The 21,448-nt window shown below is 46.0% G+C and carries 26 protein-coding genes; 13 read left to right on the plus strand and 13 right to left on the minus strand.

The window, feature by feature from the left end; translation table 11 throughout:
• The first annotated feature begins 321 nt into the window (after positions 1 to 321).
• From LMJ53_RS03620 to LMJ53_RS03645, 6 genes are read left to right on the plus strand one after another with little or no spacing between them, the layout of a single operon-like run.
• Positions 322 to 3,117 carry a monovalent cation/H+ antiporter subunit A gene (locus LMJ53_RS03620; protein ID WP_229584844.1) on the plus strand — a complete coding sequence of 932 codons (2,796 nt, stop codon included), beginning with the start codon at positions 322 to 324 and terminating at the stop codon, positions 3,115 to 3,117.
• A complete protein-coding gene (locus tag LMJ53_RS03625) occupies positions 3,117 to 3,473 on the plus strand; it encodes a Na+/H+ antiporter subunit C (protein WP_226749350.1) in 357 nt (118 codons plus the stop codon). Before LMJ53_RS03620 ends, LMJ53_RS03625 begins: the two co-directional genes overlap by 1 nt.
• Positions 3,470 to 4,993: a monovalent cation/H+ antiporter subunit D gene (locus tag LMJ53_RS03630; protein WP_229584845.1), complete on the plus strand. Its 1,524-nt coding sequence runs from the start codon at positions 3,470 to 3,472 to the stop codon at positions 4,991 to 4,993. Before LMJ53_RS03625 ends, LMJ53_RS03630 begins: the two co-directional genes overlap by 4 nt.
• Positions 4,990 to 5,526, plus strand: a complete 537-nt coding sequence (locus LMJ53_RS03635; protein ID WP_229584846.1) for a Na+/H+ antiporter subunit E — start codon at positions 4,990 to 4,992, stop codon at positions 5,524 to 5,526. The genes LMJ53_RS03630 and LMJ53_RS03635 overlap by 4 nt, the downstream gene beginning before the upstream one ends.
• Positions 5,520 to 5,789, plus strand: a complete 270-nt coding sequence (locus LMJ53_RS03640; protein WP_226749353.1) for a K+/H+ antiporter subunit F — start codon at positions 5,520 to 5,522, stop codon at positions 5,787 to 5,789. Before LMJ53_RS03635 ends, LMJ53_RS03640 begins: the two co-directional genes overlap by 7 nt.
• Before the next feature lie 8 nt (positions 5,790 to 5,797).
• Positions 5,798 to 6,181 (plus strand): Na+/H+ antiporter subunit G, encoded by a 384-nt coding sequence (locus LMJ53_RS03645; RefSeq protein ID WP_229584847.1) that lies wholly within the window; start codon positions 5,798 to 5,800, stop codon positions 6,179 to 6,181.
• Between the two features lie 35 nt (positions 6,182 to 6,216).
• Here the strand turns inward: LMJ53_RS03645 and LMJ53_RS03650 are convergent, their stop codons facing one another.
• From LMJ53_RS03650 to LMJ53_RS03700, 11 genes are read right to left on the minus strand one after another with little or no spacing between them, the layout of a single operon-like run.
• Positions 6,217 to 6,492, minus strand: a complete 276-nt coding sequence (locus tag LMJ53_RS03650; protein ID WP_229584848.1) for an HPr family phosphocarrier protein — start codon at positions 6,490 to 6,492, stop codon at positions 6,217 to 6,219.
• Entirely contained in the window at positions 6,482 to 7,339 is an 858-nt protein-coding gene (gene rapZ / locus LMJ53_RS03655) for an RNase adapter RapZ (RefSeq protein ID WP_229584849.1), read from the minus strand. Before rapZ ends, LMJ53_RS03650 begins: the two co-directional genes overlap by 11 nt.
• A complete protein-coding gene (gene ptsN, locus LMJ53_RS03660; protein WP_229584850.1) occupies positions 7,336 to 7,806 on the minus strand; it encodes a PTS IIA-like nitrogen regulatory protein PtsN in 471 nt (156 codons plus the stop codon). Before ptsN ends, rapZ begins: the two co-directional genes overlap by 4 nt.
• Before the next feature lie 9 nt (positions 7,807 to 7,815).
• Positions 7,816 to 8,103: a ribosome hibernation promoting factor gene (gene hpf / locus LMJ53_RS03665; RefSeq protein WP_226749357.1), complete on the minus strand. Its 288-nt coding sequence runs from the start codon at positions 8,101 to 8,103 to the stop codon at positions 7,816 to 7,818.
• Between the two features lie 25 nt (positions 8,104 to 8,128).
• Positions 8,129 to 9,616 carry an RNA polymerase factor sigma-54 gene (locus LMJ53_RS03670; RefSeq protein ID WP_229584851.1) on the minus strand — a complete coding sequence of 496 codons (1,488 nt, stop codon included), beginning with the start codon at positions 9,614 to 9,616 and terminating at the stop codon, positions 8,129 to 8,131.
• Positions 9,617 to 9,664: 48 nt separating this feature from the next.
• Entirely contained in the window at positions 9,665 to 10,387 is a 723-nt protein-coding gene (gene lptB, locus LMJ53_RS03675; protein WP_226749359.1) for an LPS export ABC transporter ATP-binding protein, read from the minus strand.
• Entirely contained in the window at positions 10,384 to 10,875 is a 492-nt protein-coding gene (lptA, locus tag LMJ53_RS03680; RefSeq protein ID WP_229584852.1) for a lipopolysaccharide transport periplasmic protein LptA, read from the minus strand. Before lptA ends, lptB begins: the two co-directional genes overlap by 4 nt.
• Positions 10,865 to 11,419: an LPS export ABC transporter periplasmic protein LptC gene (lptC, locus tag LMJ53_RS03685; protein WP_229584853.1), complete on the minus strand. Its 555-nt coding sequence runs from the start codon at positions 11,417 to 11,419 to the stop codon at positions 10,865 to 10,867. The genes lptA and lptC overlap by 11 nt, the downstream gene beginning before the upstream one ends.
• On the minus strand, positions 11,416 to 11,970 hold the full coding sequence (kdsC, locus tag LMJ53_RS03690; RefSeq protein ID WP_226749362.1) for a 3-deoxy-manno-octulosonate-8-phosphatase KdsC: 555 nt from the start codon (positions 11,968 to 11,970) through the stop codon (positions 11,416 to 11,418). Before kdsC ends, lptC begins: the two co-directional genes overlap by 4 nt.
• Before the next feature lies 1 nt (position 11,971).
• Positions 11,972 to 12,943, minus strand: coding sequence for a KpsF/GutQ family sugar-phosphate isomerase (locus LMJ53_RS03695; RefSeq protein WP_226749363.1), 972 nt, complete (start codon positions 12,941 to 12,943; stop codon positions 11,972 to 11,974).
• Between the two features lie 8 nt (positions 12,944 to 12,951).
• A complete protein-coding gene (locus LMJ53_RS03700; protein ID WP_229584854.1) occupies positions 12,952 to 13,938 on the minus strand; it encodes a calcium/sodium antiporter in 987 nt (328 codons plus the stop codon).
• Positions 13,939 to 14,210: 272 nt separating this feature from the next.
• On the opposite strand from LMJ53_RS03700, the gene mlaF reads away from it, so the two are divergent.
• Genes mlaF through murA form a run of 7 tightly spaced genes read left to right on the plus strand, consistent with a single transcriptional unit; the run spans position 14,211 to position 18,761 of the window.
• Positions 14,211 to 15,020: a phospholipid ABC transporter ATP-binding protein MlaF gene (mlaF, locus tag LMJ53_RS03705; protein ID WP_229584915.1), complete on the plus strand. Its 810-nt coding sequence runs from the start codon at positions 14,211 to 14,213 to the stop codon at positions 15,018 to 15,020.
• Entirely contained in the window at positions 15,017 to 15,799 is a 783-nt protein-coding gene (gene mlaE, locus LMJ53_RS03710; protein WP_226749366.1) for a lipid asymmetry maintenance ABC transporter permease subunit MlaE, read from the plus strand. Before mlaF ends, mlaE begins: the two co-directional genes overlap by 4 nt.
• Positions 15,800 to 15,802: 3 nt before the next feature.
• Complete coding sequence (gene mlaD, locus LMJ53_RS03715) at positions 15,803 to 16,267, plus strand: outer membrane lipid asymmetry maintenance protein MlaD (RefSeq protein WP_226749367.1); 465 nt, start codon at positions 15,803 to 15,805, stop codon at positions 16,265 to 16,267.
• Positions 16,267 to 16,932, plus strand: coding sequence for an ABC transporter substrate-binding protein (locus tag LMJ53_RS03720; RefSeq protein WP_229584855.1), 666 nt, complete (start codon positions 16,267 to 16,269; stop codon positions 16,930 to 16,932). The genes mlaD and LMJ53_RS03720 overlap by 1 nt, the downstream gene beginning before the upstream one ends.
• A gap of 3 nt (positions 16,933 to 16,935) precedes the next feature.
• Complete coding sequence (locus LMJ53_RS03725; RefSeq protein WP_229584856.1) at positions 16,936 to 17,229, plus strand: STAS domain-containing protein; 294 nt, start codon at positions 16,936 to 16,938, stop codon at positions 17,227 to 17,229.
• Positions 17,230 to 17,238: 9 nt separating this feature from the next.
• Positions 17,239 to 17,496: a BolA family protein gene (locus LMJ53_RS03730; protein WP_229584857.1), complete on the plus strand. Its 258-nt coding sequence runs from the start codon at positions 17,239 to 17,241 to the stop codon at positions 17,494 to 17,496.
• A gap of 8 nt (positions 17,497 to 17,504) precedes the next feature.
• Complete coding sequence (gene murA / locus LMJ53_RS03735; protein WP_229584858.1) at positions 17,505 to 18,761, plus strand: UDP-N-acetylglucosamine 1-carboxyvinyltransferase; 1,257 nt, start codon at positions 17,505 to 17,507, stop codon at positions 18,759 to 18,761.
• A 91-nt stretch (positions 18,762 to 18,852) separates the two neighbouring features.
• On the opposite strand, the gene LMJ53_RS03740 is transcribed toward murA, so the two are convergent.
• Both LMJ53_RS03740 and LMJ53_RS03745 read right to left on the minus strand, forming a co-directional pair.
• On the minus strand, positions 18,853 to 19,938 hold the full coding sequence (locus tag LMJ53_RS03740; RefSeq protein WP_229584859.1) for a trypsin-like peptidase domain-containing protein: 1,086 nt from the start codon (positions 19,936 to 19,938) through the stop codon (positions 18,853 to 18,855).
• Positions 19,939 to 20,031: 93 nt separating this feature from the next.
• The gene (locus LMJ53_RS03745) at positions 20,032 to 21,384 is read right to left on the minus strand and encodes a Do family serine endopeptidase (protein ID WP_229584860.1); all 1,353 of its coding nucleotides are present in this window, start codon (positions 21,382 to 21,384) and stop codon (positions 20,032 to 20,034) included.
• Between the last annotated feature and the right edge of the window lie 64 nt (positions 21,385 to 21,448).

The following is a 21,448-nucleotide window of genomic DNA, read 5'->3' on the forward strand; positions in this document are numbered from 1 at the left end:
GGGTCTAAAATACACCGGATAAAAAGGCCGTTTAAGTTAATGTTACCAAGCAGCAAAAGCGCTATAACCCCTGTATTTATAGGGATTAGACGGCATTGGCAACCGACTTTAATAGACATTTTGATGTGATGCAGGTATAAATATTCGCAGTTTTCCTGACAATTTGTTTTTCTGCCTACCTCTGTTGCTCGAGCAAATCATCTGCCAAACGTATTACACGTGATAAATGGCTGATTAACATCAGCAGTATTTCAATGGTCTAATGAATGCAGCAGTGAGGAGTGTCAGGTCTGTGAACGTTAACGAGGAAGCAAAAACCTTATGACTTTGTTGTGGATCCTACTGTTACCGCTGTGTGGTATTAGCTTACCCATGCTGACAGCAAAATGGTCGCGTAGTGCTTGTGCGCTGTTAACGGCGTTACCGCCAGCTTTGGCTTTTATTTTACTGTTAAGCCAAACCTCTGCGGTCTTCGCCGGTGAAACACTGCGTTTTTCATTGGCTTGGGTGCCGGTACTGGGCCTGGATGTTGCTTTGCGACTCGATGGCTTAGCCTATTTATTTAGCTTGCTGATCTTAGGTATTGGCTTGCTGATTATCCTCTATGCGCGCTTTTATCTCTCTGCAGCTGATTCGATGCCGCGCTTCTACACTTTTTTGATGTTCTTTATGACCGCGATGCTGGGTATTGTGTTATCCAACAATGTGCTACAGCTTTGGTTGTTTTGGGAGCTCACCAGTATCAGCTCCTTTTTGCTGATCAGCTTTTGGTGGCATAAATCGGAAGCGCGGCGCGGCGCCAGGATGGCGTTAACCATCACGGGTGCCGGTGGTCTTTGTTTATTAGCGGCGCTGTTATTAATTGGCCGTATTGTTGGCAGCTATGATCTCGATGTGATTTTAGCCAGTGCTGACATTTTGCTAGCGCACAGCTGGTATCCTATTTTATTAGTGCTGTTTTTATTGGGCTGTTTTACCAAATCAGCGCAATTCCCATTTCATTTCTGGTTACCCAATGCCATGGCGGCTCCTACGCCAGTGAGTGCCTACTTACACTCTGCCACTATGGTAAAAGCCGGTATTTTCTTAATGGCGCGGTTTTATCCGGCGTTGGCCGGTTCTGATTTGTGGATTATCTTGGTCAGTTTAACCGGTTTAGCCACCTTGTTAGTTGGTGCGTATTTGGCGTTATTTAAACATGATTTAAAAGGCTTATTAGCTTATTCCACCATCAGCCATTTAGGTTTAATCACCCTACTATTAGGGATGGGAACAGAGTTAGCGGCGGTGGTCGCGATTTTTCATATCATTAACCATGCTACCTTCAAAGCCTCTTTGTTCATGGCGGCGGGCATTATTGACCATGAAACCGGCTCGCGTGATATGCGAAAACTTAATGGTTTGTGGGCCTACATGCCGATCACCGGTACGTTAGTGATGATAGCGGCCGCGTCGATGGCCGGTATTCCGTTACTGAATGGTTTCTTATCTAAAGAAATGTTCTTAGCCGAAACATTGGATCAGCATTTACTCGGTGCACTATCTTGGCTTATTCCATTGTTAGCAACGATTGCTGCGGTATTCTCTGTCGCCTACTCGTTAAGATTAATTCACGATGTATTTTTCAATGGTGAGCCACGGGGCTTAACGAAAACACCGCATGAACCGCCGCATCTTATGCGTTTGCCGGTCGAAATTTTAGTGGTGCTGTGTATTGTTATTGGCCTGTTTCCGGTTTGGGCAGTAGGGGCCTTGTTGCAATCTGCAGCGGGCGCAGTGTTAGGCGGAGAAGTGCCTGCTTATAGCTTGGCGCTGTGGCACGGTGTCAATTTGCCATTGTTTATGAGTGTGGTAGCGATTAGCGGCGGTTTACTGATTTACAGTTATCGGAAACGCTTATTTGATTTTCAAAATAGCTTGCCAGGTTTAGATGCACTGAACAGTTTTGAATTGGCCATTAAAACCGTTAATCGTTATTGTCGGTACTTTTATGAATGGCTCGATAATGGCTCTTTACAGCGTTACATGGTGTTTTTATTGTCAGCAGTAGTCATACTGGCTGGCTTGCCGTTGTTGGATGTGTCGGTACTTGCCGGTGGACGTGAAGAATTACCGATTGATGCGGTAAACGCCACGGGTGCCGCATTACTGCTGATCAGTGCTTTGGCCACGGTGATTTGGCATCGTAAACGCGTGGTGGCGCTGTTGATGATTTCGGTCGTGGGGCTGATGGTATCGATTGCTTTTACCCGTTTCTCCGCTCCCGATCTCGCGCTAACACAGCTGTCGGTTGAAGTTGTCACGGTCATTTTATTGATGTTAGCCTTATTTTTCTTGCCGCATAAAACACCGAGTCAGTCTGAACCCTCTCGTGTGATCCGTGATATCAGCTTGGCGGGGCTAGTGGGTATTGTGATTGGCAGTTGGGCATATGCGGTGATGACGCGGCCCTTTACCTCTATTTCTGATTTCTTCTTAGCGAATGCCAAAACCGGTGGTGGCGGTACCAACGTGGTTAACGTGATCTTAGTGGATTTCCGTGGTTTTGATACCTTCGGTGAAATTGCCGTATTGGGTATTGCTGCCTTGGGTATCTTCAAATTGTTAACACGTATTCCGTTGTTTAAACCCAGTAGTGATGGTGAGGGACGGCCTTGGAGTCGCGAGCGCCATCCGTTGTTATTAGCGACGGTGTCACAAAGTTTGCTGCCATTGGCATTAATGGTGTCGGTGTATATTTTCTTCCGTGGTCATAACTTACCCGGTGGAGGCTTTATTGCAGGCTTAATTACCTCTGTGGCATTGATCCTACAATACATTGCTCACGGTGTAGATTGGGTAAAATCACGGATGGATATTGAATATCAACGTGTTATCGCAATCGGCTTATTGATCGCCCTCGTTACGGGTGTGGCAAGCTTTGCTTTTGGTCGACCGTTCTTAACGTCATGGTTTGATTATTTCCATCTGCCTATCCTAGGTGAGTTAGAACTGGCCAGTGCGATTGCATTTGATTTAGGGGTATACCTAACCGTGGTCGGCGCGACACTGCTGATTTTATCGAGTTTAGGTAAAATGACGACCTTGCACCGTCCGGTGCATAAGGAGACGATCTAGTGGAAACCTTGTTAGCCTGTTGTATTGGTTTTCTAACTGCCTGTGGCGTCTTTCTGATGTTACGCGGCCGAACCTTTCCGGTAGCCATGGGGTTAACCATGTTGTCTTATGCCGTGAACTTATTTTTATTTTCATCCGGTCGGCTTAACTTACAAGGTGCTGCGGTATTGGGGATGTCTGAAAACTATGCTGATCCGCTCCCTCAAGCCTTGGTGCTCACCGCTATTGTTATTGGCTTTGCTATGACGGCGTTCTTAGTTATTTTAGCCATTCGCGCGCGCTCAGATCTTGGTAATGACCATGTCGATGGTAAATTGCCTGATAGCGACGGTCGTCGTAAGGAGAACGGCGCATGAGTCATTTGATTATTGCTCCCATTTTATTACCCATCTTAACCGCCATTATCATTATGCTGCCGCCGGTGCACTATGTACCCAATCGGCGCCGCTTAGTCAGTATTATTGCCACGGCAATTCAACTGATCATTTCATGCTTTCTACTTTGGGAAACTCAGCAAAATGGCTTAACCTTTTATGCCTTAGGAGATTGGCAGCCGCCGTTCGGTATTATTCTTGTTGCCGATACCCTCAGTGTGGTGATGGTCTGTTTAACCACCTTTTTAGCCCTGGCGGCGATTTGTTACGGTGCGGCTGGCGAGGATGTGCGCGGTTCGTTTTTTCATCCGCTGTTTCACTTCCAAATTATGGGGATCAATGGCGCCTTTTTAACCGGCGACTTATTTAACCTGTTCGTGTTTTTCGAAGTGTTGCTGATTGCCTCTTATGGCCTGTTAATTCACGCGGGTGGTAAAAACAAAACCAAAGCGGCCGTGCATTATGTGGTGTTGAACCTAACCGGTTCGGCGGTATTCTTGTTTTCGCTGGCGATTTTATACGGTGCTTTAGGTACCCTTAATATCGCCGACATGGCTTTAAAAGTCTCAACCTTACCACCAGAAGATGTGTTGTTAGTCAAAGCCGGTGGCTTATTGCTGTTGATCGTTTTCTCGCTAAAAGCAGCCATCTTGCCATTACAATTTTGGTTACCCGACACCTACGCTGCAGCGTCGCCGCCAGTAGCCGCATTATTTGCGGTGATGACGAAAATCGGTGTCTATGCCTTGCTCCGCGTGTACACCACGATTTTTGGTGAGTCTGCAGGGCCTTTAGCCGGTTTAGGCATGAATTGGTTATGGCCCTTTGGCTTAGCAACCATTGTGCTGGGGGCCATTGGGGTGATGGGCAGCTTGGATTTTCGCAAGGTGGTGGCCAATTTGGTTATCGTATCGGTGGGCACTTTAGTCTGTTTAGTCGCTATGCAGAATACGGCCGCTACCGCTGCGGTGTTGTATTACACCGTACATTCCACCTTAGTGACCGGTGCCTTATTTTTATTGGCCGACATGATTGCTAATCAACGTGGTAAAGCCGGTGATCGCTTAGTGTCTGGGCGTCGCGTTGCTCAGCCGGTATTGCTGGGTAGCCTGTTCTTTGCTGCTGCGGTAACGGTAGCGGGTCTACCGCCGTTATCGGGCTTTATCGGTAAGCTGATGATCCTGCAAGCGGCTGTTACGCCATTGCAGCAAGCCCTGTTATGGTCAGTGGTGCTGGTGAGCAGCCTAATGGTGTTAATTGGCTTATCACGAGCGGGCAGTATTTTGTTTTGGCGCGTTACCGGTTCAGAGTCGGGCGGGGATAAAGCCTTACCGCTACAGGTTTTTGCCGTGTCATTGTTGCTGTTAGCTAGCCCAATGCTGGTGGTGTTTGCCGGGCCTTTAACCGAGTTAAGTGTGGCGGCAGCGGTGCAGCTTGAAGATGTGTCACAAACGATTTCCACGATTTTACTTGAATCTAGCGTGTCTGGAGGTGCTCAATGAGATTACAACCTCGTTACAGCTGGTTGCCAACACCCTATCGCAGCGTCTTGTTGTTTTTAGTATGGTTACTACTCAATCAAAGTGTCGCGCCAGTGCATCTGTTTTTTGGTTTCGTGTTGGCGTTATTAATCCCTTGGATCAGTGCTAAGTTCCGAGATCCTCAGCCGTTGATTGAACGCCCCATTTTGGCGCTACGTTATATTCTTATGGTTTTGATGGATATTGTTACCGCAAATGCGCAGGTCGCGGTATTAATCTTAGGGCCGACTAAACGGTTAAAACCCGCTTTTGTGCGGGTGCCGCTGGATTTACAGCATGAACTGCCTATCACCATTTTAGCCAGTACCGTGTCGATGACCCCTGGCACGGTAAGCGCGGACATTTACCCGACTAAAGAAATGCTGGCAGAAGGTGAAGAAGTAAAACAGCGTTGGTTGTTAATTCATGTGCTGAATTTAGAAGACGAAGCAGAGCTGATTGCTTCGATCAAATCGCGCTATGAAGCCCCGCTAAAGGAGATCTTTCAATGTTAGAGAATGTTATCTTTTTAGTCTTTGGTATGATCAGTTTGGCTTTGATACTTAACCTATGGCGTTTAGTACGTGGCCCAAGCTTGCCAGATCGCATCCTAGCGCTCGATACCATGTACATTAATAGCATCGCCCTGATCATCTTATATGGCTTGCTGATGGGCACCTCATTGTATTTTGAAGCCGCGTTATTAATTGCCATGTTAGGTTTTGTCAGTACGGTGGCCGTGTGTAAGTTTTTATTACGTGGCGATATCATCGAATAGGAGACAGTATGCAAAATTGGATAGAATGGGCAATTGCCTTCTTTTTATTACTCGGTGGCAGCTTTGTGTTAATTGGCTCGATTGGTTTAACGCGGATGCCCGATTTTTTTATGCGCTTACATGGGCCAACAAAGGCAACCACCTTGGGCATGGGCGGTATTTTGTTAGGTTCGATGTTATTTTTTAGTGCGACACCCGGTGAGATCAGCGTGCATGAATTGTTGATTACTATTTTCTTATTGATCACCGCGCCAATCAGTGCACATATGCTTATTAAAGCCGCGCTACATCATCGCACTGAGGCGATTGCGCGGACTACAGGTGAGCAAGAATTGAAGCGAGGACAGTTACAAAACAGCAGCCGTTCGCATATTAAATCGAATTTACCCTAAACAACCTAACAATAGCGTAAAGCACAGGCTTTACGCTATTCGCCAAAACCGGTATTAATTAATAAAGTGATCGCCTCTAATGCCTCAGCAGCGTCAGGGCCTTCGGTGGTCACTGTCAAGGTTTTACCTTTACTACTGGCCATCATCAACAAGGCCAGTACGCTAGCGGCATCTGCTGTTTTACCATCTTCTTGCACTAATTCTACTTTGGCATCAAATTGCTGGCTTAACTGCACTAGCTTGGTGGCGGCACGTGCGTGTAGGCCCAGAGCATTAATAATCGTGACTGTTGCAGCTAACTTATCGGCCATGATGTCTGACTAATTCCCGATGGCGAATTTGTACATCTTCGCGTTGGCTGCGGAAGGTTTCGGCTAGGCTTTGTGCGATATACACAGAACGATGCTGGCCACCAGTGCAACCAATCGCTATCGTTAAGTAGCTGCGATTGTTACGCTCGAGATGAGGTAACCAGCTGGCGATAAAGGTATTGATCTGCCACGTGTATTTTGCCACCACGTCTTGTGAAGCGAGGTAATCTTTAACAGGCTGATCTATACCAGTGAGCGGTTTCAGATCCGGCTCCCAATGTGGGTTGGGTAAAAACCGCGCATCGAACACAAAGTCGGCATCCTTTGGAATACCATATTTAAAACCAAAGGATTCAAAAAGTATCACTAAACGGCCGGTCTTTTGGCCTAAGATCCGCTCACGTAATTGCTCGGCCAACTGATGCACATTCAGTTCAGTGGTATCGATATATAAATCGGCGCGGCTAGAGATAGGATCTAATAACTGTTGTTCACGCGAAATGGCTTCATCGAGCGACATCGCTTGATGGGATAGCGGATGCAAGCGACGCGTTTCGCTAAAGCGCTTAATTAGCGTGGTGTGATCCGCATCCAAATATAAAATCGTCAGTTCCAGCTTGCGCGGCAGATATGACAAAATGTCTGATAACTCATCGGGATCGCCCGGTAAGTTACGCACATCAATACTCACGGCAACGCGTTCATATTGGCCCATTACTGCAGTTGCCAGAGTCGGTAATAGATTAACCGGGAGATTGTCGACGCAGTAATAGCCGAGATCTTCCATGACTCTCAGAGCAACCGATTTGCCAGAGCCTGAGCGGCCACTGACGACGAGTAGTTTCATGACTCACCTGTTTTTTGGCTATAGTCGAGGAGTAGCTGATACAGTTGTTCATCTGACTCGACATGGCGGATTTTTTTGGTTAAATCTTTCTGACTTAACAGTTTGGCAATACCGGATAACGTACTTAGGTGCGTTTGGCATTGCTCCGTGGGTATTAAAATAGCGCAAAAAATATCGACAGCTTGATTATCTATCGCATCAAACGCGATAGGGTCTTTACTGACCACAAACACCAATATCGGTTGGGTTACGCAGTCAAGTTTGCCGTGAGGAATGGCGATGCCGCCACCGATGCCGGTTGAACCGAGTTTTTCACGGGTCATTAAGGCTTCAAGAATCGTGTATTCGGATAGTTCGGGAAGCTGCTGGTGAGCCAGTTCGGCGATATATTCGAGGATACGTTTTTTACTGTTAAATAGAACTGCACTTTTCGTGCAGTTCTCCGCTAACATCGCGTTTAAATTCATAATAATGTCTTAGTGTCGTGACAGTTTTTCTTTGTGTTTAATGACCTGCCGATCGAGTTTGTCTATTAACTGGTCAATCGCAGCATACATGTTTTCGTTCTCAGACACCGCAAACACTTCACCACCGGTGAGATGGATTTTAGCTTCGGCAATCTGTTGTAATTTTTCCACGTTTAAGATGACATGTACATTATTAATGTTCTCGAAATGACGCTCTAGCTTAGCAAATTTATTCTCGACATAATCTTTTAAGGCTTCGGTAATTTCGACGTGACGGCCTGTTAAATTGATTTGCATAGACTCTTCCTTTTAGTTAAGACACTTACAGCAGGGTCTTTCGTTGATTTGACGGCGGAATAAACAACGATTCGCGGTATTTAGCGATAGTTCGCCTAGCCACGTTTATCCCTTGTTCTAACAAAATCTCCGCCATTTTACTGTCACTGAGCGGTTTTGCCGGATTTTCTGCCGCCACCAATTTTTTAATAAAGGCGCGAATGGCAGTGGAAGAACATTCACCACCACTCTCTGTACTAACATGACTGGAGAAAAAGAATTTAAGTTCAAAAATTCCACGCGGTGTATGCATATATTTATGGGTGGTGACGCGTGAGATCGTCGACTCATGCATACCGACCATTTCTGCAACATCATTCAACACCATTGGTTTCATGGCTTCTTCACCATGCTCAAAAAAGGCTTGTTGTTGCTGCACAATGCAATTGGCTACTTTAAGCAAAGTATCGTTTCGGCTTTCTAAGCTCTTTAAAAACCATTTAGCTTCTTGCAAGTGCGAGCGAATAAATTGCGTATCAGCGGTGTTTTTAGCGGTTTTGCTCATCGCCGCATATTGCTGATTGATCCGTATTTTGGGCATAGCATCAGCGTTTAATTCGACTTGCCAGCGACCTTTTACTTTTGTCACCGTGACATCAGGAATAACATACTGTTGCTCTTGTTTAATCACATCCGCACCCGGCCGTGGATTTAAACTGTGGATCAACTGCATGACTTCCTTTAACTCTTCTTCTTTGAGTTTAGTCACGCGCATCAAAGAACGAAAGTCTCTATTCGCTAAAAATTCGGTATAGTTGCTAATAATTTGTTTTGCATCATTTAAATAGGGTGTCGTTGGCTCAAACTGTCGTAATTGCACCAGTAAACACTCTTGCACCGAACGAGCACCGACCCCGACCGGATCAAATAATTGAATGCGTTTAATCACGGCTTCAACTTCGTCGGCCTCGACTTCGTTAGATTGCAGTGAGTCGAGTATTTCTTCGCAGCTGATACTTAAAAAACCATTGTCATCGATGGCTTCAATAATGATTTCAGCAATAGCCCGGTCGATTTCAGAAAAGGGCGTGAGTTGCATTTGCCAACGTAAATAATCTTGCAGGGTATCGCTGGTTTCACCCTGATACACCATATCGTCATCAGGCATGTTGCCACTGCTAACTGGAGCGGCACTGACTAAGTCATCCCAGTTATTATCTAGCGGTAAATCTTCTTGAATGTTTTGTTGATTCAGATCATCGCTGGTATCGCGATCGGCTACGTCTTTTTGCTCTGAGTTTTTGTTGCGTGGATCGTCAAGGGTATCGCGATTGATATTGCCAAGGCTGTGATCAACCTCATCTGGCTGACGTTCGAAATCATCGTCGCCTTCGAGTAACGGGTTCGCGTCTAACGCTTCCTGTATTTCTTGCTGTAGCTCAATGGTAGACAACTGTAATAGGCGTATCGCCTGTTGCAGTTGTGGCGTCATGGTAAGCTGTTGTCCTAGGCGGAGTTGCAAAGAGGGCTTCATGTACCTGTAATTCTCTCCTGAATGCGCAGTTGCGTTCTATCTTCTTTACTATAGCCTGAATTGCTCACCTAGGTATACATCACGCACCTGCTGATTTGCGAGAACATCTTGCGGAGAGCCCGCTGCAATCAGTTCGCCATGACTGACAATATAAGCGATTTCACAAACATCTAACGTTTCACGTACATTATGGTCAGTAATGAGAACACCAATGCCACGTTGGGCGAGGTGTTGAATGATTTTTTTGATATCAAGTACTGAAATTGGGTCAACCCCAGCGAACGGTTCGTCTAATAAAATAAAAGCGGGATCAGCGGCTAACGCCCGTGCGATCTCAACCCGACGACGCTCGCCACCAGATAACGCCATCCCTAAACTGTTGCGGATATGACCGATATGAAATTCTTCTAATAAATCATCGGCAATTTCAGCGCGGCGTTGCGTGCTTAAATCTTTGCGGGTTTGCAAAATGGCCAATAAGTTTTCATGCACGGTCAATTTACGAAAAATCGAGCTTTCTTGCGGTAAATAACCAATGCCGGCGCGGGCACGTTGGTGGATAGGAGCAAAAGTAATATCTTGCTCGTTGAGGGTAATGGTGCCTTTATCCGAGGGAACTAAGCCAACAATCATGTAAAAGGTTGTTGTTTTACCTGCACCGTTAGGGCCCAATAAACCGACAATTTGCCCTGCATTAACTTCTAAGCTGACATCTTTCACTACCTGCCGGCTTTTATAGCTTTTGGCGAGGTGCGAGACCACTAACTTCATGGAGTGTCCTTGTTTTCTGGGGTGAAAATCGTGGTAACGCGACGATTTTGCTCACCTTCAGCACTTAATTGTTGTAATTCAATGTTGTAACGGATCACGGCACCGCGCACTAAGCTACCGCTTTGCATTACTTCGGCATTACCCGATAAGGTTAAAATGCGGCTGGCACGGTCAAATCGGATCTCATTCGCTTGAGCGGTTACAGGACGATCACCTTGCAAAGTTTGTGAATAGGTCGCCGGTGAGCCTGTTGTAATAAACACCTCTTTACCTTTACCGGCACTGGCGTCGACTTCAAGTTTATCCGCTTTGATCAACATGGATCCCTGACGTACTACAACGTTATCGGCATAACTGGCAATGCTGTCAATTAATGAGGCTAAGGTTTTATCTGCATCGACCGAAATAGGCTGTTTATGATCCGGTTCGGCGGCCAAACTGACGGCAGAAAAAAAGGCCAGAACAATCATTAAGCTATTAATTTTCATTGAAATATACCGTCTCTAAATGCTTTTGCAATTGCATGGTTTCTTTTGTTAAATCGACATGCATACCTTGCCCTTTAATGAAAAAACCGGCGCCGGTGATCTGAACGATTTCATGCGTATGAATACTTTTTTCAGGCAACATCAGTTGTAATGAGGCCGTTTCAACCCGCTCTACTAAACCTAGGGTTTGTTTGTTTTGCAAAACCACTTGGTTTTCCAAAATAATCTTATCTTCAGGAAACCAGACGCCTTGTAAGCTACTGATTTCCCAAGCAGGCTGATGCGCTTTATTAAACAGGGTATAGCGCGGTTGATCAAACTGCGTAAAGCCGAGCTGTTCAAAATGCTCTAATTTCAGTGCCTGCACATGATCGGCAATATAGCCCTCATTGTCGTAGATGCGCAAGGTAACATTTTCAGCAATGTAATCCGGTTGAAATTCTCGATCCACTTGCAGATCCACTTGCTCAACGTTGGGATTCAACCACAGGTAGCCCGCGACTATCACGAGTAACATGACGATGAGCACAAAAAACTTTCTCATGAGCTGCTGCCATCAAATTGTAAAAATCGCTGTTGCGCAATGAGTAACAGATCGCATAATTCGCGCACTGCACCAAAACCGCCAGGTAATGACGTGGCTAAATGGGCGTGCTTTTGCAAATAAGGATGTGCATCTTTTACCGCGACGGCTAAGCCACAATGTTGCATGACTTGCCAATCGGCCAAATCATCACCGATGTAAGCGACTTGGCTGGCATCTAATTGCAGTTCAGCGAGCAGCGCTTGAAACGCGGCCGTTTTATTTTCTTGCCCTTGATAAATATAGGGCACAGTTAGCGATTTCATACGCTGCTCCACGATGGCCGATTGTCGCCCTGTTATCACAGCCACTTCTATGCCCGCTTGGCGCAGTGCTTTAATGCCATAGCCATCCCGGGTATGAAAGGCTTTTAGCTCTTCACCTTGATTACCTAAGTAAATACGCCCATCCGAAAATACACCATCGACATCACAGATAAGTAATTTAATATCAGCCGCGCGGCTGGCGTTAGTATCACTGATAGCTTGGTACAACTGGCGATATAAGTCCATGTTACATTACTCCTGCTCGCAGTAAGTCGTGCATATTCATGGCGCCGATTGGCTCGCGCTGCTCGTTAACTATGATCAGGCCATTAATTTTTCGTTGCTGCATAATATTCAACGCTTCTGCGGCGAGCATTTCTGCTTTTACCGTAATGCAATTGACCGTCATCACCTTGGCTATGGAGGTGCTGTGAATATCAATACGTTGATCAAGAATGCGCCGTAAATCACCGTCTGTAAAAAGCCCAGCCAAGCGACCTTGTGCATCGACCACGGTGGTCATGCCGAGCCCTTTGCGTGAAATCTCTAATAAGGCATCTTTAATACTTGCCTCTTGCGGTACGATAGGCACTAAATTCTCTTTATGCATTAAATCTTCTAAGCGCAACAATAACTTGCGACCAAGGCTGCCACCGGGATGTGATAACGCAAAATCATCGGCTGAAAAACCTCTGATATCTAATACTGCGACAGCCAAGGCATCACCCATGGCCAATGTCGCCGTGGTGCTGGCGGTGGGCGCTAAGCCAAGTGGGCAAGCTTCTTGAGGTACAGCAACACATAAATGAATATCGGCCAAGCGCGCTAACGTAGAATCCGCTTTCCCGGTCATGGCGATCAGTGGAATACCCATGCGTTTGATAATTGGCACTATGGTCAGTAATTCTGCTGTTTCACCTGAATTGGAGATGGCGATAACGATATCGTCTTTTGACAACATACCCAAATCACCGTGGCTCGCTTCGCCTGGATGCACAAAAAAAGCCGGAGAGCCGGTAGAGGCGAGGGTTGCCGCGATTTTGTTGGCAATATGGCCAGATTTACCAATACCGCTGACGATAACTTTACCTTTATTATCAAGTACCAGCTGACAAGCGCGCTCAAAATCATCATTCAGATATTGTTCAAGTTGTCGAACGGCTTCGGCTTCGATGCGTAATACCGCTAAAGCCTGTTCACGGAAAGTCTTTGTGGTCATAACCAAGTTTACGCCAAATGAGTGAATAACAAATATTGGTAGCCAATAAAGCCGCTTAAAAGCAAGCCACCTTCTAATCGATTGATACGTTGTTGCTTGCCGATACGTATTGACATTAATAACAGTGCAAAGGCCGCCGCGATCATCACGTAGCTATCCCGCGTACCGGCATTAACATCGAGTGTTGAAGGCCCAATCACGGCGCCTAAGCCTAACACGGCTAAAATGTTAAAAATGTTCGAGCCGATAATATTGCCCAGCGCCAGATCATCTTCGCCTTTTAGTACGCCTATGACACTAGCGGCGAGTTCGGGCAAACTGGTACCAATAGCAATAATTGTTAAGCCGATGATTAAATCGCTCATTCCAGCATAACGCGCAATGGTGACTGCACCCTGAACCAATAGCTGTGAACTGGCTAATAACAACACTAAGCCGGCGATAACCCAAAACACCGCTTTTAGGGTAGAGGTTGGTGGTGGAATTTCTGATTCAATTTCGCTGATAAGCGGATCGGTTGGGCTGGCATGCTTACCCCAGTACACCAACAAACTGATAAAGCTGAAAAAAGCGATAAGCAAGATAATACCTTCAGCCCGCGTTAAGTTATGGTCTGATAAAAAATAGTATCCAACAAAGGTGAAAAACAGCATTAACGGAAATTCGCGCTTCAAGGTTAATGAAGCAACTGTTATCGGTTTGAATAGGGCAATAACCCCAATGACCATTAAGATGTTTGTGATATTGGAACCTAAAGCGTTACCAACCGAGGTGTCGAGTCGTCCTTGTGCTGCGGCTGTTGCCGAGACCAACATTTCTGGCGCGGATGAACCCATCGCAACAATCGTTAATCCGATAATCATTGGCGAAACACCGCTATTGCGAGCAACAGATGACGCGCCGAATACGAAACGGTCAGCACTCCAAATCAACAATACGAGTCCGACGATAACGAAGATAATGGCTAATAACAAAGGTGATATCATGGTGTCCATTGTCTGCTTAACAGTTAAAAAGGGTATTTTCCCGTTTCTTGCTGCTAAATGCAAAAAAACCTCGGTAAAAACACCTACGCCAAGCATTATTCGAAAATACCTGCTGATCGTTTCGAATTATTGCCACGACTTACTCTCTCATAGCGTTTACAATAAGCACACTTTGCCACTTTGCTCATATTGTAAACTGTTATGAATGTATATAACATGCGCGCCCTTAGCAAGATTGCCCGTTTAACGAGAGCTGACTGGTTGCAAAGAGAACTGGAGAAATAACGTTGTCTGATGTGTTGGTCGATATCCAAAACCTGAGCTTTTCACGCGGAGAACGAGTGATCTACCGCGATATGTCTATGCAGTTTGTCAGGGGAAAAGTTACCGCCATTATGGGGCCTAGCGGCATTGGTAAAACAACGCTGTTAAAACTCATTGGTGGTCAATTGATCCCAGACAGCGGCAATATTCTGTTTGATGGCGTAAATATCCCTAAATTGTCACGTTCAGCTTTATATCAAGCCCGTAAAAAGATGAGCATGCTGTTTCAAAGCGGTGCCTTATTTACCGAGTTATCGGTATTTGACAACGTGGCCTTTCCACTTCGTGAACACACCCGTTTATCAGAGTCGTTAATTCGATTGATTGTATTAATGAAGCTGGAGGCCGTAGGTTTACGCGGTGCACGTGATTTGATGCCAGCTGAATTATCCGGTGGTATGGCAAGACGTGCTGCCTTAGCTCGGGCAATCGCTTTAGATCCTGAGTTAATTATGTACGATGAGCCTTTTGCTGGGCAAGACCCTATTTCAATGGGGGTTATTGTGCGGCTGATCCGCGAACTGAATAATGCCTTGGGTTTAACGTCTATCGTGGTGTCGCATGATGTAAAAGAAGTCATGAGTATCGCCGATTACGTTTATGTTGTGGCAGATAAAACCGTGATTGGCCAAGGTACGCCAGAGCAATTACGTGCCGATCCATCGCCATTAGTGCAGCAATTTTTAAATGGCGATGCAGACGGGGCAGTGCCCTTTCATTATAAAGCTGCAGCTTATGAAGATGAATTAATGGAGCTCGGCAAGTGATCGCAAATAGATTACAAAAAATAGGCCATCAAACGCTCAGTACCATCAGTGGTTTTGGTCGTGCAGGTATCATGTTATTTGGTGCCATAGTGGGTAAGCCCGATTTCCGTAAAGGCTTCCCGTTGTTTATCAAACAATTGTATGTCATTGGCGTGTTGTCGTTGATGATTATCCTCGTGTCCGGCTTGTTTATCGGCATGGTGCTGTCACTGCAAGGTTATAACGTTTTAGTAAAGTTTGGCGCAGAGGGCATGTTAGGCCCGTTAGTCTCGCTAAGTTTGCTGCGCGAGTTAGGCCCGGTAGTCACCGCGCTGTTATTTGCAGGTCGTGCCGGTAGCGCGCTTACCGCAGAAATTGGCTTAATGAAAGCGACTGAGCAATTATCCGGTATGGAAATGATGGCAGTTGATCCGCTGCGTCGTATTATCGCTCCACGCTTTTGGGCGGGGGTGGTTGCCATGCCATTACTGGCATTGATATTTAATGCTGTGGGCATATTAGGTGGCCATTTGGTTGGTGTAGAATGGCTAGGTGTCGATGCAGGTAGCTATTGGTCTGCTATGCAAGCTAACGTTGACCTGTATCAGGATGTGTTAAATGGTGTAATAAAAAGTGCAGTGTTTGCACTCGTGGTGATCTGGATTGCATTACACAAAGGTTTTGATGCCATCCCGACCTCGGAAGGTATTAGTCGTGCCACCACTCAAACGGTAGTCACGGCATCATTGGCTGTTTTAGGCTTTGATTTTATATTAACTGCATTAATGTTTGGTGGATAAAAAATGACCACGCGTAAAATTGAAATTTTAGTTGGCGGCTTTATTGTCTTGGCTTGTGCGGCCTTTTTAATGTTGGCCTTAAAAGTAGCTGACACCGGTTTTGGTGGTGCTTCGCAAACTTACACCTTGTATGCCAAGTTTGACAATATTGGCGGTTTAAAAGTGCGTTCACCCATTAAGGTGGGTGGCGTAATTGTTGGCCGTGTTGGCTCAATTGAATTAGATCGCGTCAGTTACACGCCAGTGGTTAAGTTAGAAATTAACGCTGAGTACAGTAACTTTCCTGAAACGAGTTCAGTGGCGATTTTAACCTCAGGCTTATTAGGTGAACAATATGTTGGCTTGCTACCAGGGTTTGTCGATGACACCGTATTGATGCTAGGTAACGGTGATACCATAGAAGACACGCGTTCAGCTATCGTGCTCGAAGAGTTAATTGGACAGTTTTTATTCAACCGGGGGAATTAATGAGAGCTTTTTTGCAAAAGGTGAGTGCGTCCTTGCTATTAACTGCAGGTTTAGTCTTACCTGCGCTAGCAACCGAAACTTATACCGATCCTTACAAAATGATCGAAGTGGTTGCAGACAAAACCTTTAATCGGGTGAAAACAGATCAGCCGATTATTAACCAAGATTTAGAACATTTGCGGGTGATAGTGCAAGAAGAATTATTACCTTATATTGATAGCCGTTATGCTGCGGCGATCGTTGTTGGCCGTACCGTAGATATTCGTAAAGATCCAAAAGCCTTTGATGATTTTGTGAAAGCCTTTGAACAATATATGATTGGTTCTTACGCTGGAGCTTTAACCTATTACAAAGAACAAAAAGTGATGATTGAGCCATCCAAAGTGATTGGTAATCAAAGTATTATCACTATTCGTACTCGGGTGATGGATCCTGGCAAACCTGACATCGTTATTGATTTTAAATTGCGCCGTCCACGCAATGCGGAAACGTGGTTGGTGATCGATTTAATCGCCGAAGGTATTTCTTTACTCGATAGCAAACGCGCTGAATTAAATAACTTGATCAGACAGCAAGGTTTGGCCAGTGTGACTGAGTTGCTGAAAGAAAAATCTAAAGAGCCGGTTAAGTTAGCCGACGATGATAGTGCAAGCACTTCGGAGTAACAGGTGGCATTAGCAATCAGCCAAACCGATCAAACGCTGTTTTTTAGTGGTGAACTCGATCGCGATACGTTAATGATGCATTCACCCTTCACGTTGTTAAATAAGTTGCAGGGTAAGGTGATCTTTGATTTCTCGGCGTTAACCAATGTAGACTCGGCAGGATTAGCTTGGCTGATCCAGCAGATTGCACGCGCCAAGACCTTGAAGATACAAATTGAAATTATCAAGGTGCCGGCACAGCTACTTTCACTTGCTAAGGTAAGTGCAGTGACCGACATTTTGCCTATAACCAATTAAGGTGTAGTTATGGAAATTGCTCAGATAGAGCAACTGTTAAAAGAACAACTGCAACTGGCAGAAGTTTATGTTAAAGCTGACGGCTCACATTACGCAGTTACTGCCGTAGGTGATTGTTTTGACGGCTTAAGCCGTGTTAAACAACAGCAGCTTGTCTACAGCCCGTTAATGGCAGCGATTGCTGATGGCAGTATGCATGCAGTAAGTATTAAGGCCTTTACGCCACAGCAGTGGCGCAGAGAAAAACTTTTAAACCCTCCGCTCTGAGATCCGCTATGCAACAGTTTTTAGTTACTGCCAACGGCCCACTACAAGGTGAAGTCGTGATATCGGGCGCAAAAAATGCCGCTCTGCCTATTCTGTTTGCAAGCTTATTAGCTGAGCAACCAACCACTATTCGCAATGTACCCAAACTCAAAGATATCGAAACGACATTTAAGCTGTTGCAGCTATTTGGCGCCAAGGTTGAGTGTGATGCGGATGTCGTAATTGTTGATGCCAGCCAAATTAGTAATCAATTTGCCCCGTACGACTTGGTGAAAACCATGCGTGCCTCTATTTTAGCGCTGGGCCCTTTATTGGCACGCTTTGGTCAAGCTGAGGTTTCTTTGCCCGGTGGCTGTGCTATCGGTGCTAGACCCGTCAATTTACACATCGACGGTTTGCGTAAAATGGGCGCAGAGATCACGGTTGAAAACGGCTATATCAAAGCGCAGGCTAAACGCTTAAAAGGCGCGCACTTAGTAATGGATATGGTCAGTGTGACAGGCACCGAGAACTTGATGATGGCGGCGACCTTAGCCGATGGTCGTACGGTCATTGAAAACGCTGCTCGTGAACCAGAGATTGTTGATTTAGCTAATTATCTGAATACCCTAGGTGCGAAAATTAGCGGTGCCGGTACCGACACCTTAGTGATTGACGGCATGCCTTCGTTACAGGGGGGGGAGCATCGTGTTCTGCCAGATCGTATTGAAACAGGCACCTTTTTAGTGGCAGCGGCGGTAACCGGTGGCGATATTACCTGTTTAAAAGCAGCACCAAGTGATCTAGAAGTTGTGCTAGAGAAATTACGTGAAGCCGGTGCTGAAGTGACAACAGGTGCTGATTGGATCCGTTTAAACATGACCGGAAGAAAGTTAACGTCGGTAGATGTTAAAACGGTGCCTCACCCAGGCTTTCCAACAGATATGCAAGCCCAGTTTACGGTGTTAAACGTGGTAGCTGAAGGTGTTGGTGTTGTCACTGAAACGATTTTCGAAAATCGCTTTATGCATGTACCTGAATTACAACGTATGGGCGCGAAAATCCGCTTAGAAGGAAATACAGCAGTTTGTCAGCACAGCCCATCGTTAACTGCAGCTCAGGTAATGGCAACCGACTTACGTGCTTCGGCAAGCTTAGTGATTGCGGGTTTAGTGGCTAAAGGCACCACAGTGGTGGATCGCATTTACCATATTGACCGTGGTTATGAGCATATCGAACATAAACTACAAGGTTTAGGTGCGCACATTGAGCGAGTAAACGGTTAAGCCTTTGCTTGTAAATAAAAAAACCGCAGAAATGCGGTTTTTTTTATTGCTTAAAACTGATTAAATCAGCTGATGCGTCTTATGTGCGCATTTAGCGGCGCGGCTGTTCCCTAACGATGGTTGGGATCACCATACGCTGACCGTTACGGTCGATGGTGATTTGTAACTCGGTATCGGGGGGCGTTTCAGCGATAAAGTTTAACGCATGCCGCATATCTTGAAATTGTTGTCCGGCAATTTCCAAAATAATGTCATTGGCTTGTAAGCCAGCCATTGCCGCAGGGCCATTACTGGTGACTTCACTTAAGCGCAAACCATACAGCGCTTGGCCAGATGAAAATAAAGGATCACCCGCAGCGTTGATGACAGCTTGACCTGCAACGCCCAAATAGCTGCGTGTAACTCGGCCATGTTTAATGAGCTTTTCCATAATAATACGGGCGAGTTGATAGGGCACGGCGAAGAAAATACCTTGGATATCCTGATTTTGTACTTGGAATGCGGCAGCATTAATGCCAACCAAGGTGCCATTACTGTTTACCAGTGCACCGCCAGAATTGCCTTTGTTAATGGCGGCATCCATTCGCATAAAGTCAGGATAGCCCCGAGAGCTTAACCCATGGTTGCCATTAGCACTGATAATACCTTGCGTGATGGTTTGACCTAAATTAAGTGGGTTACCGATAGCTAATACCAAATCGCCAACTTGTGGTTCGATATTAGGATCTTGCGGGATCACCGGTAAGTTGTCGGCTTGTACATAAAGCACGGCTAAATCAGACACTTCATCTTGACCGATTAACACGGCTTCTAGCCAGCGACCGTCTTGTAAAGCCACTTCAATATGATCGGCACCATACACCACATGATAATTTGTCAGAATATAGCCTTGCGCCGACATAATGACACCTGAACCTAACTCTTGCCGTTCAATGGTGCGAGGTTGTAATGAGCGGGGATCGACAATGCGACTGCGTGTATAGACATTTACCACCGCTGGCGCAGCACGTCGTACCGCATGGTTATAAGAAACCGGCGCGGTATTTTGCTCGGCACGAGGTGCTTGCCATAAAGACAAGTCAACCCGAGCGATGTTGGGGAAAAACAAGATAAGAATAAAGGCGAGCGCTAAGCCGTATGCGCTACTTTTTAAAATAAATAACAAAAGGTTGCGCACAATGTCGCTTCTGCCTAAAGATGAATAAGTTTAGCATAGCATTTTTTTAGCACAGGCAGTAGCGTTCAGCTACCACCTGCCTAAATTAAGCGCTTAGCGGATCAAGATATACAGTTGATCATTACCACGTTGGATGTACAGCGCGGCAACGCCACCATCGCGTTTTTCTAGTAACCGACGTAATTCGGCAAGGTTGTTCACGCGTTGACGGTTTACCCCAGTAATAATATCGCCTTGGCGTAAGCCAATTTGTGCCGCGGGTGATTCCGCTTCCACGCTACTGACTTCCACGCCTTTATCAGCATTATTTAGGGTTGCACCTTGTAGCATAGGGTGCAATTGTGTCGCCGCAACCTGGCCACTGGTGGTCTCTTGCAGTACGACTTTAATGTCGCGTTCTTTACCGTCACGCAGTACGCCTAAAATGGCTTCACGGCCTGAACCCAGCGTGGCGACCTTGGCACGTAATTCATTGAAGCTGTGGATACGATTGCCGTTCATACTGACAATCACATCACCTGATTTCAAACCACTTTTCGCTGCGGCGCTGTCTGGCAGCACTTCGCCGACAAAGGCGCCGCGACTGACATTCAGGTTTAATGCTTTGGTCAACTCAGAATTAACATCATTACCGCGAATACCCAAGCTACCACGGCGAATTTCACCAAATTCAACAATTTGCTCAACCAAGTTTTTCATCATATTGGCTGGGATAGCAAAGCCGATGCCGACATTACCGCCATTAGGCCCTAAAATAGCCGTGTTAATGCCGATCAGTTCGCCACGTAAGTTCACTAAAGCGCCGCCCGAGTTACCGCTGTTAATGGCGGCATCAGTTTGGATAAAATCTTCAAAGCCTTCATTTAAGCCACTGCGGCTGAGTGAGCTAATAATGCCAGAGGTGACGGTTTGTTCTAAACCAAAGGGGTTACCAATGGCAATGGCATAATCACCCACCCGCAGTTTGTCAGAATCTGCTAGAGGTAACTCAACCAGGTTATCGGCTTCAATTTGCAATAAAGCGATGTCGCTTTCTGGATCGGAACCCAGTTTTTTTGCGGTAAAGGTACGGCCATCTTTTAAGCGAATTTGAATTTCAGAAGCATCTTGCACAACATGGTTATTGGTGACGATATAGCCTTTTTTGGCATCAATAATGACACCTGAACCCAAACCACGGAAGGGTTGCTCACGGCGCATTTCACCTTGGCCGCGCTGGCCGAAAAAGTATTGAAAAGCTTCAGGCATACGCTGGCGTACTTCACGGCTACCCGCAACAGAAACATAGACGACAGCGGGTGTGGCTTGTTCAAGCATCGGCGCCAGCGAAGGCATTTGCTGCTCTTCTTTTCCGAAAAACGGTAAGCTGGCGTGTGCTGGGGATGCAGGAGCCAACAACATGGCTGCTAACACGGCAGCGCTAAGCAAAGAAAATTTCTGGTTCATCGCGTAATGTCTCCTTATATGACAGTGTCACTAAGAGCATCGCACCCCAAAAAAGTTCTGAGCA

Origin of the sequence: Rheinheimera sp. UJ51 (assembly GCF_020819615.1) — a bacterium.
Classification (GTDB): Bacteria; Pseudomonadota; Gammaproteobacteria; order Enterobacterales; family Alteromonadaceae; genus Alishewanella; species Alishewanella maricola.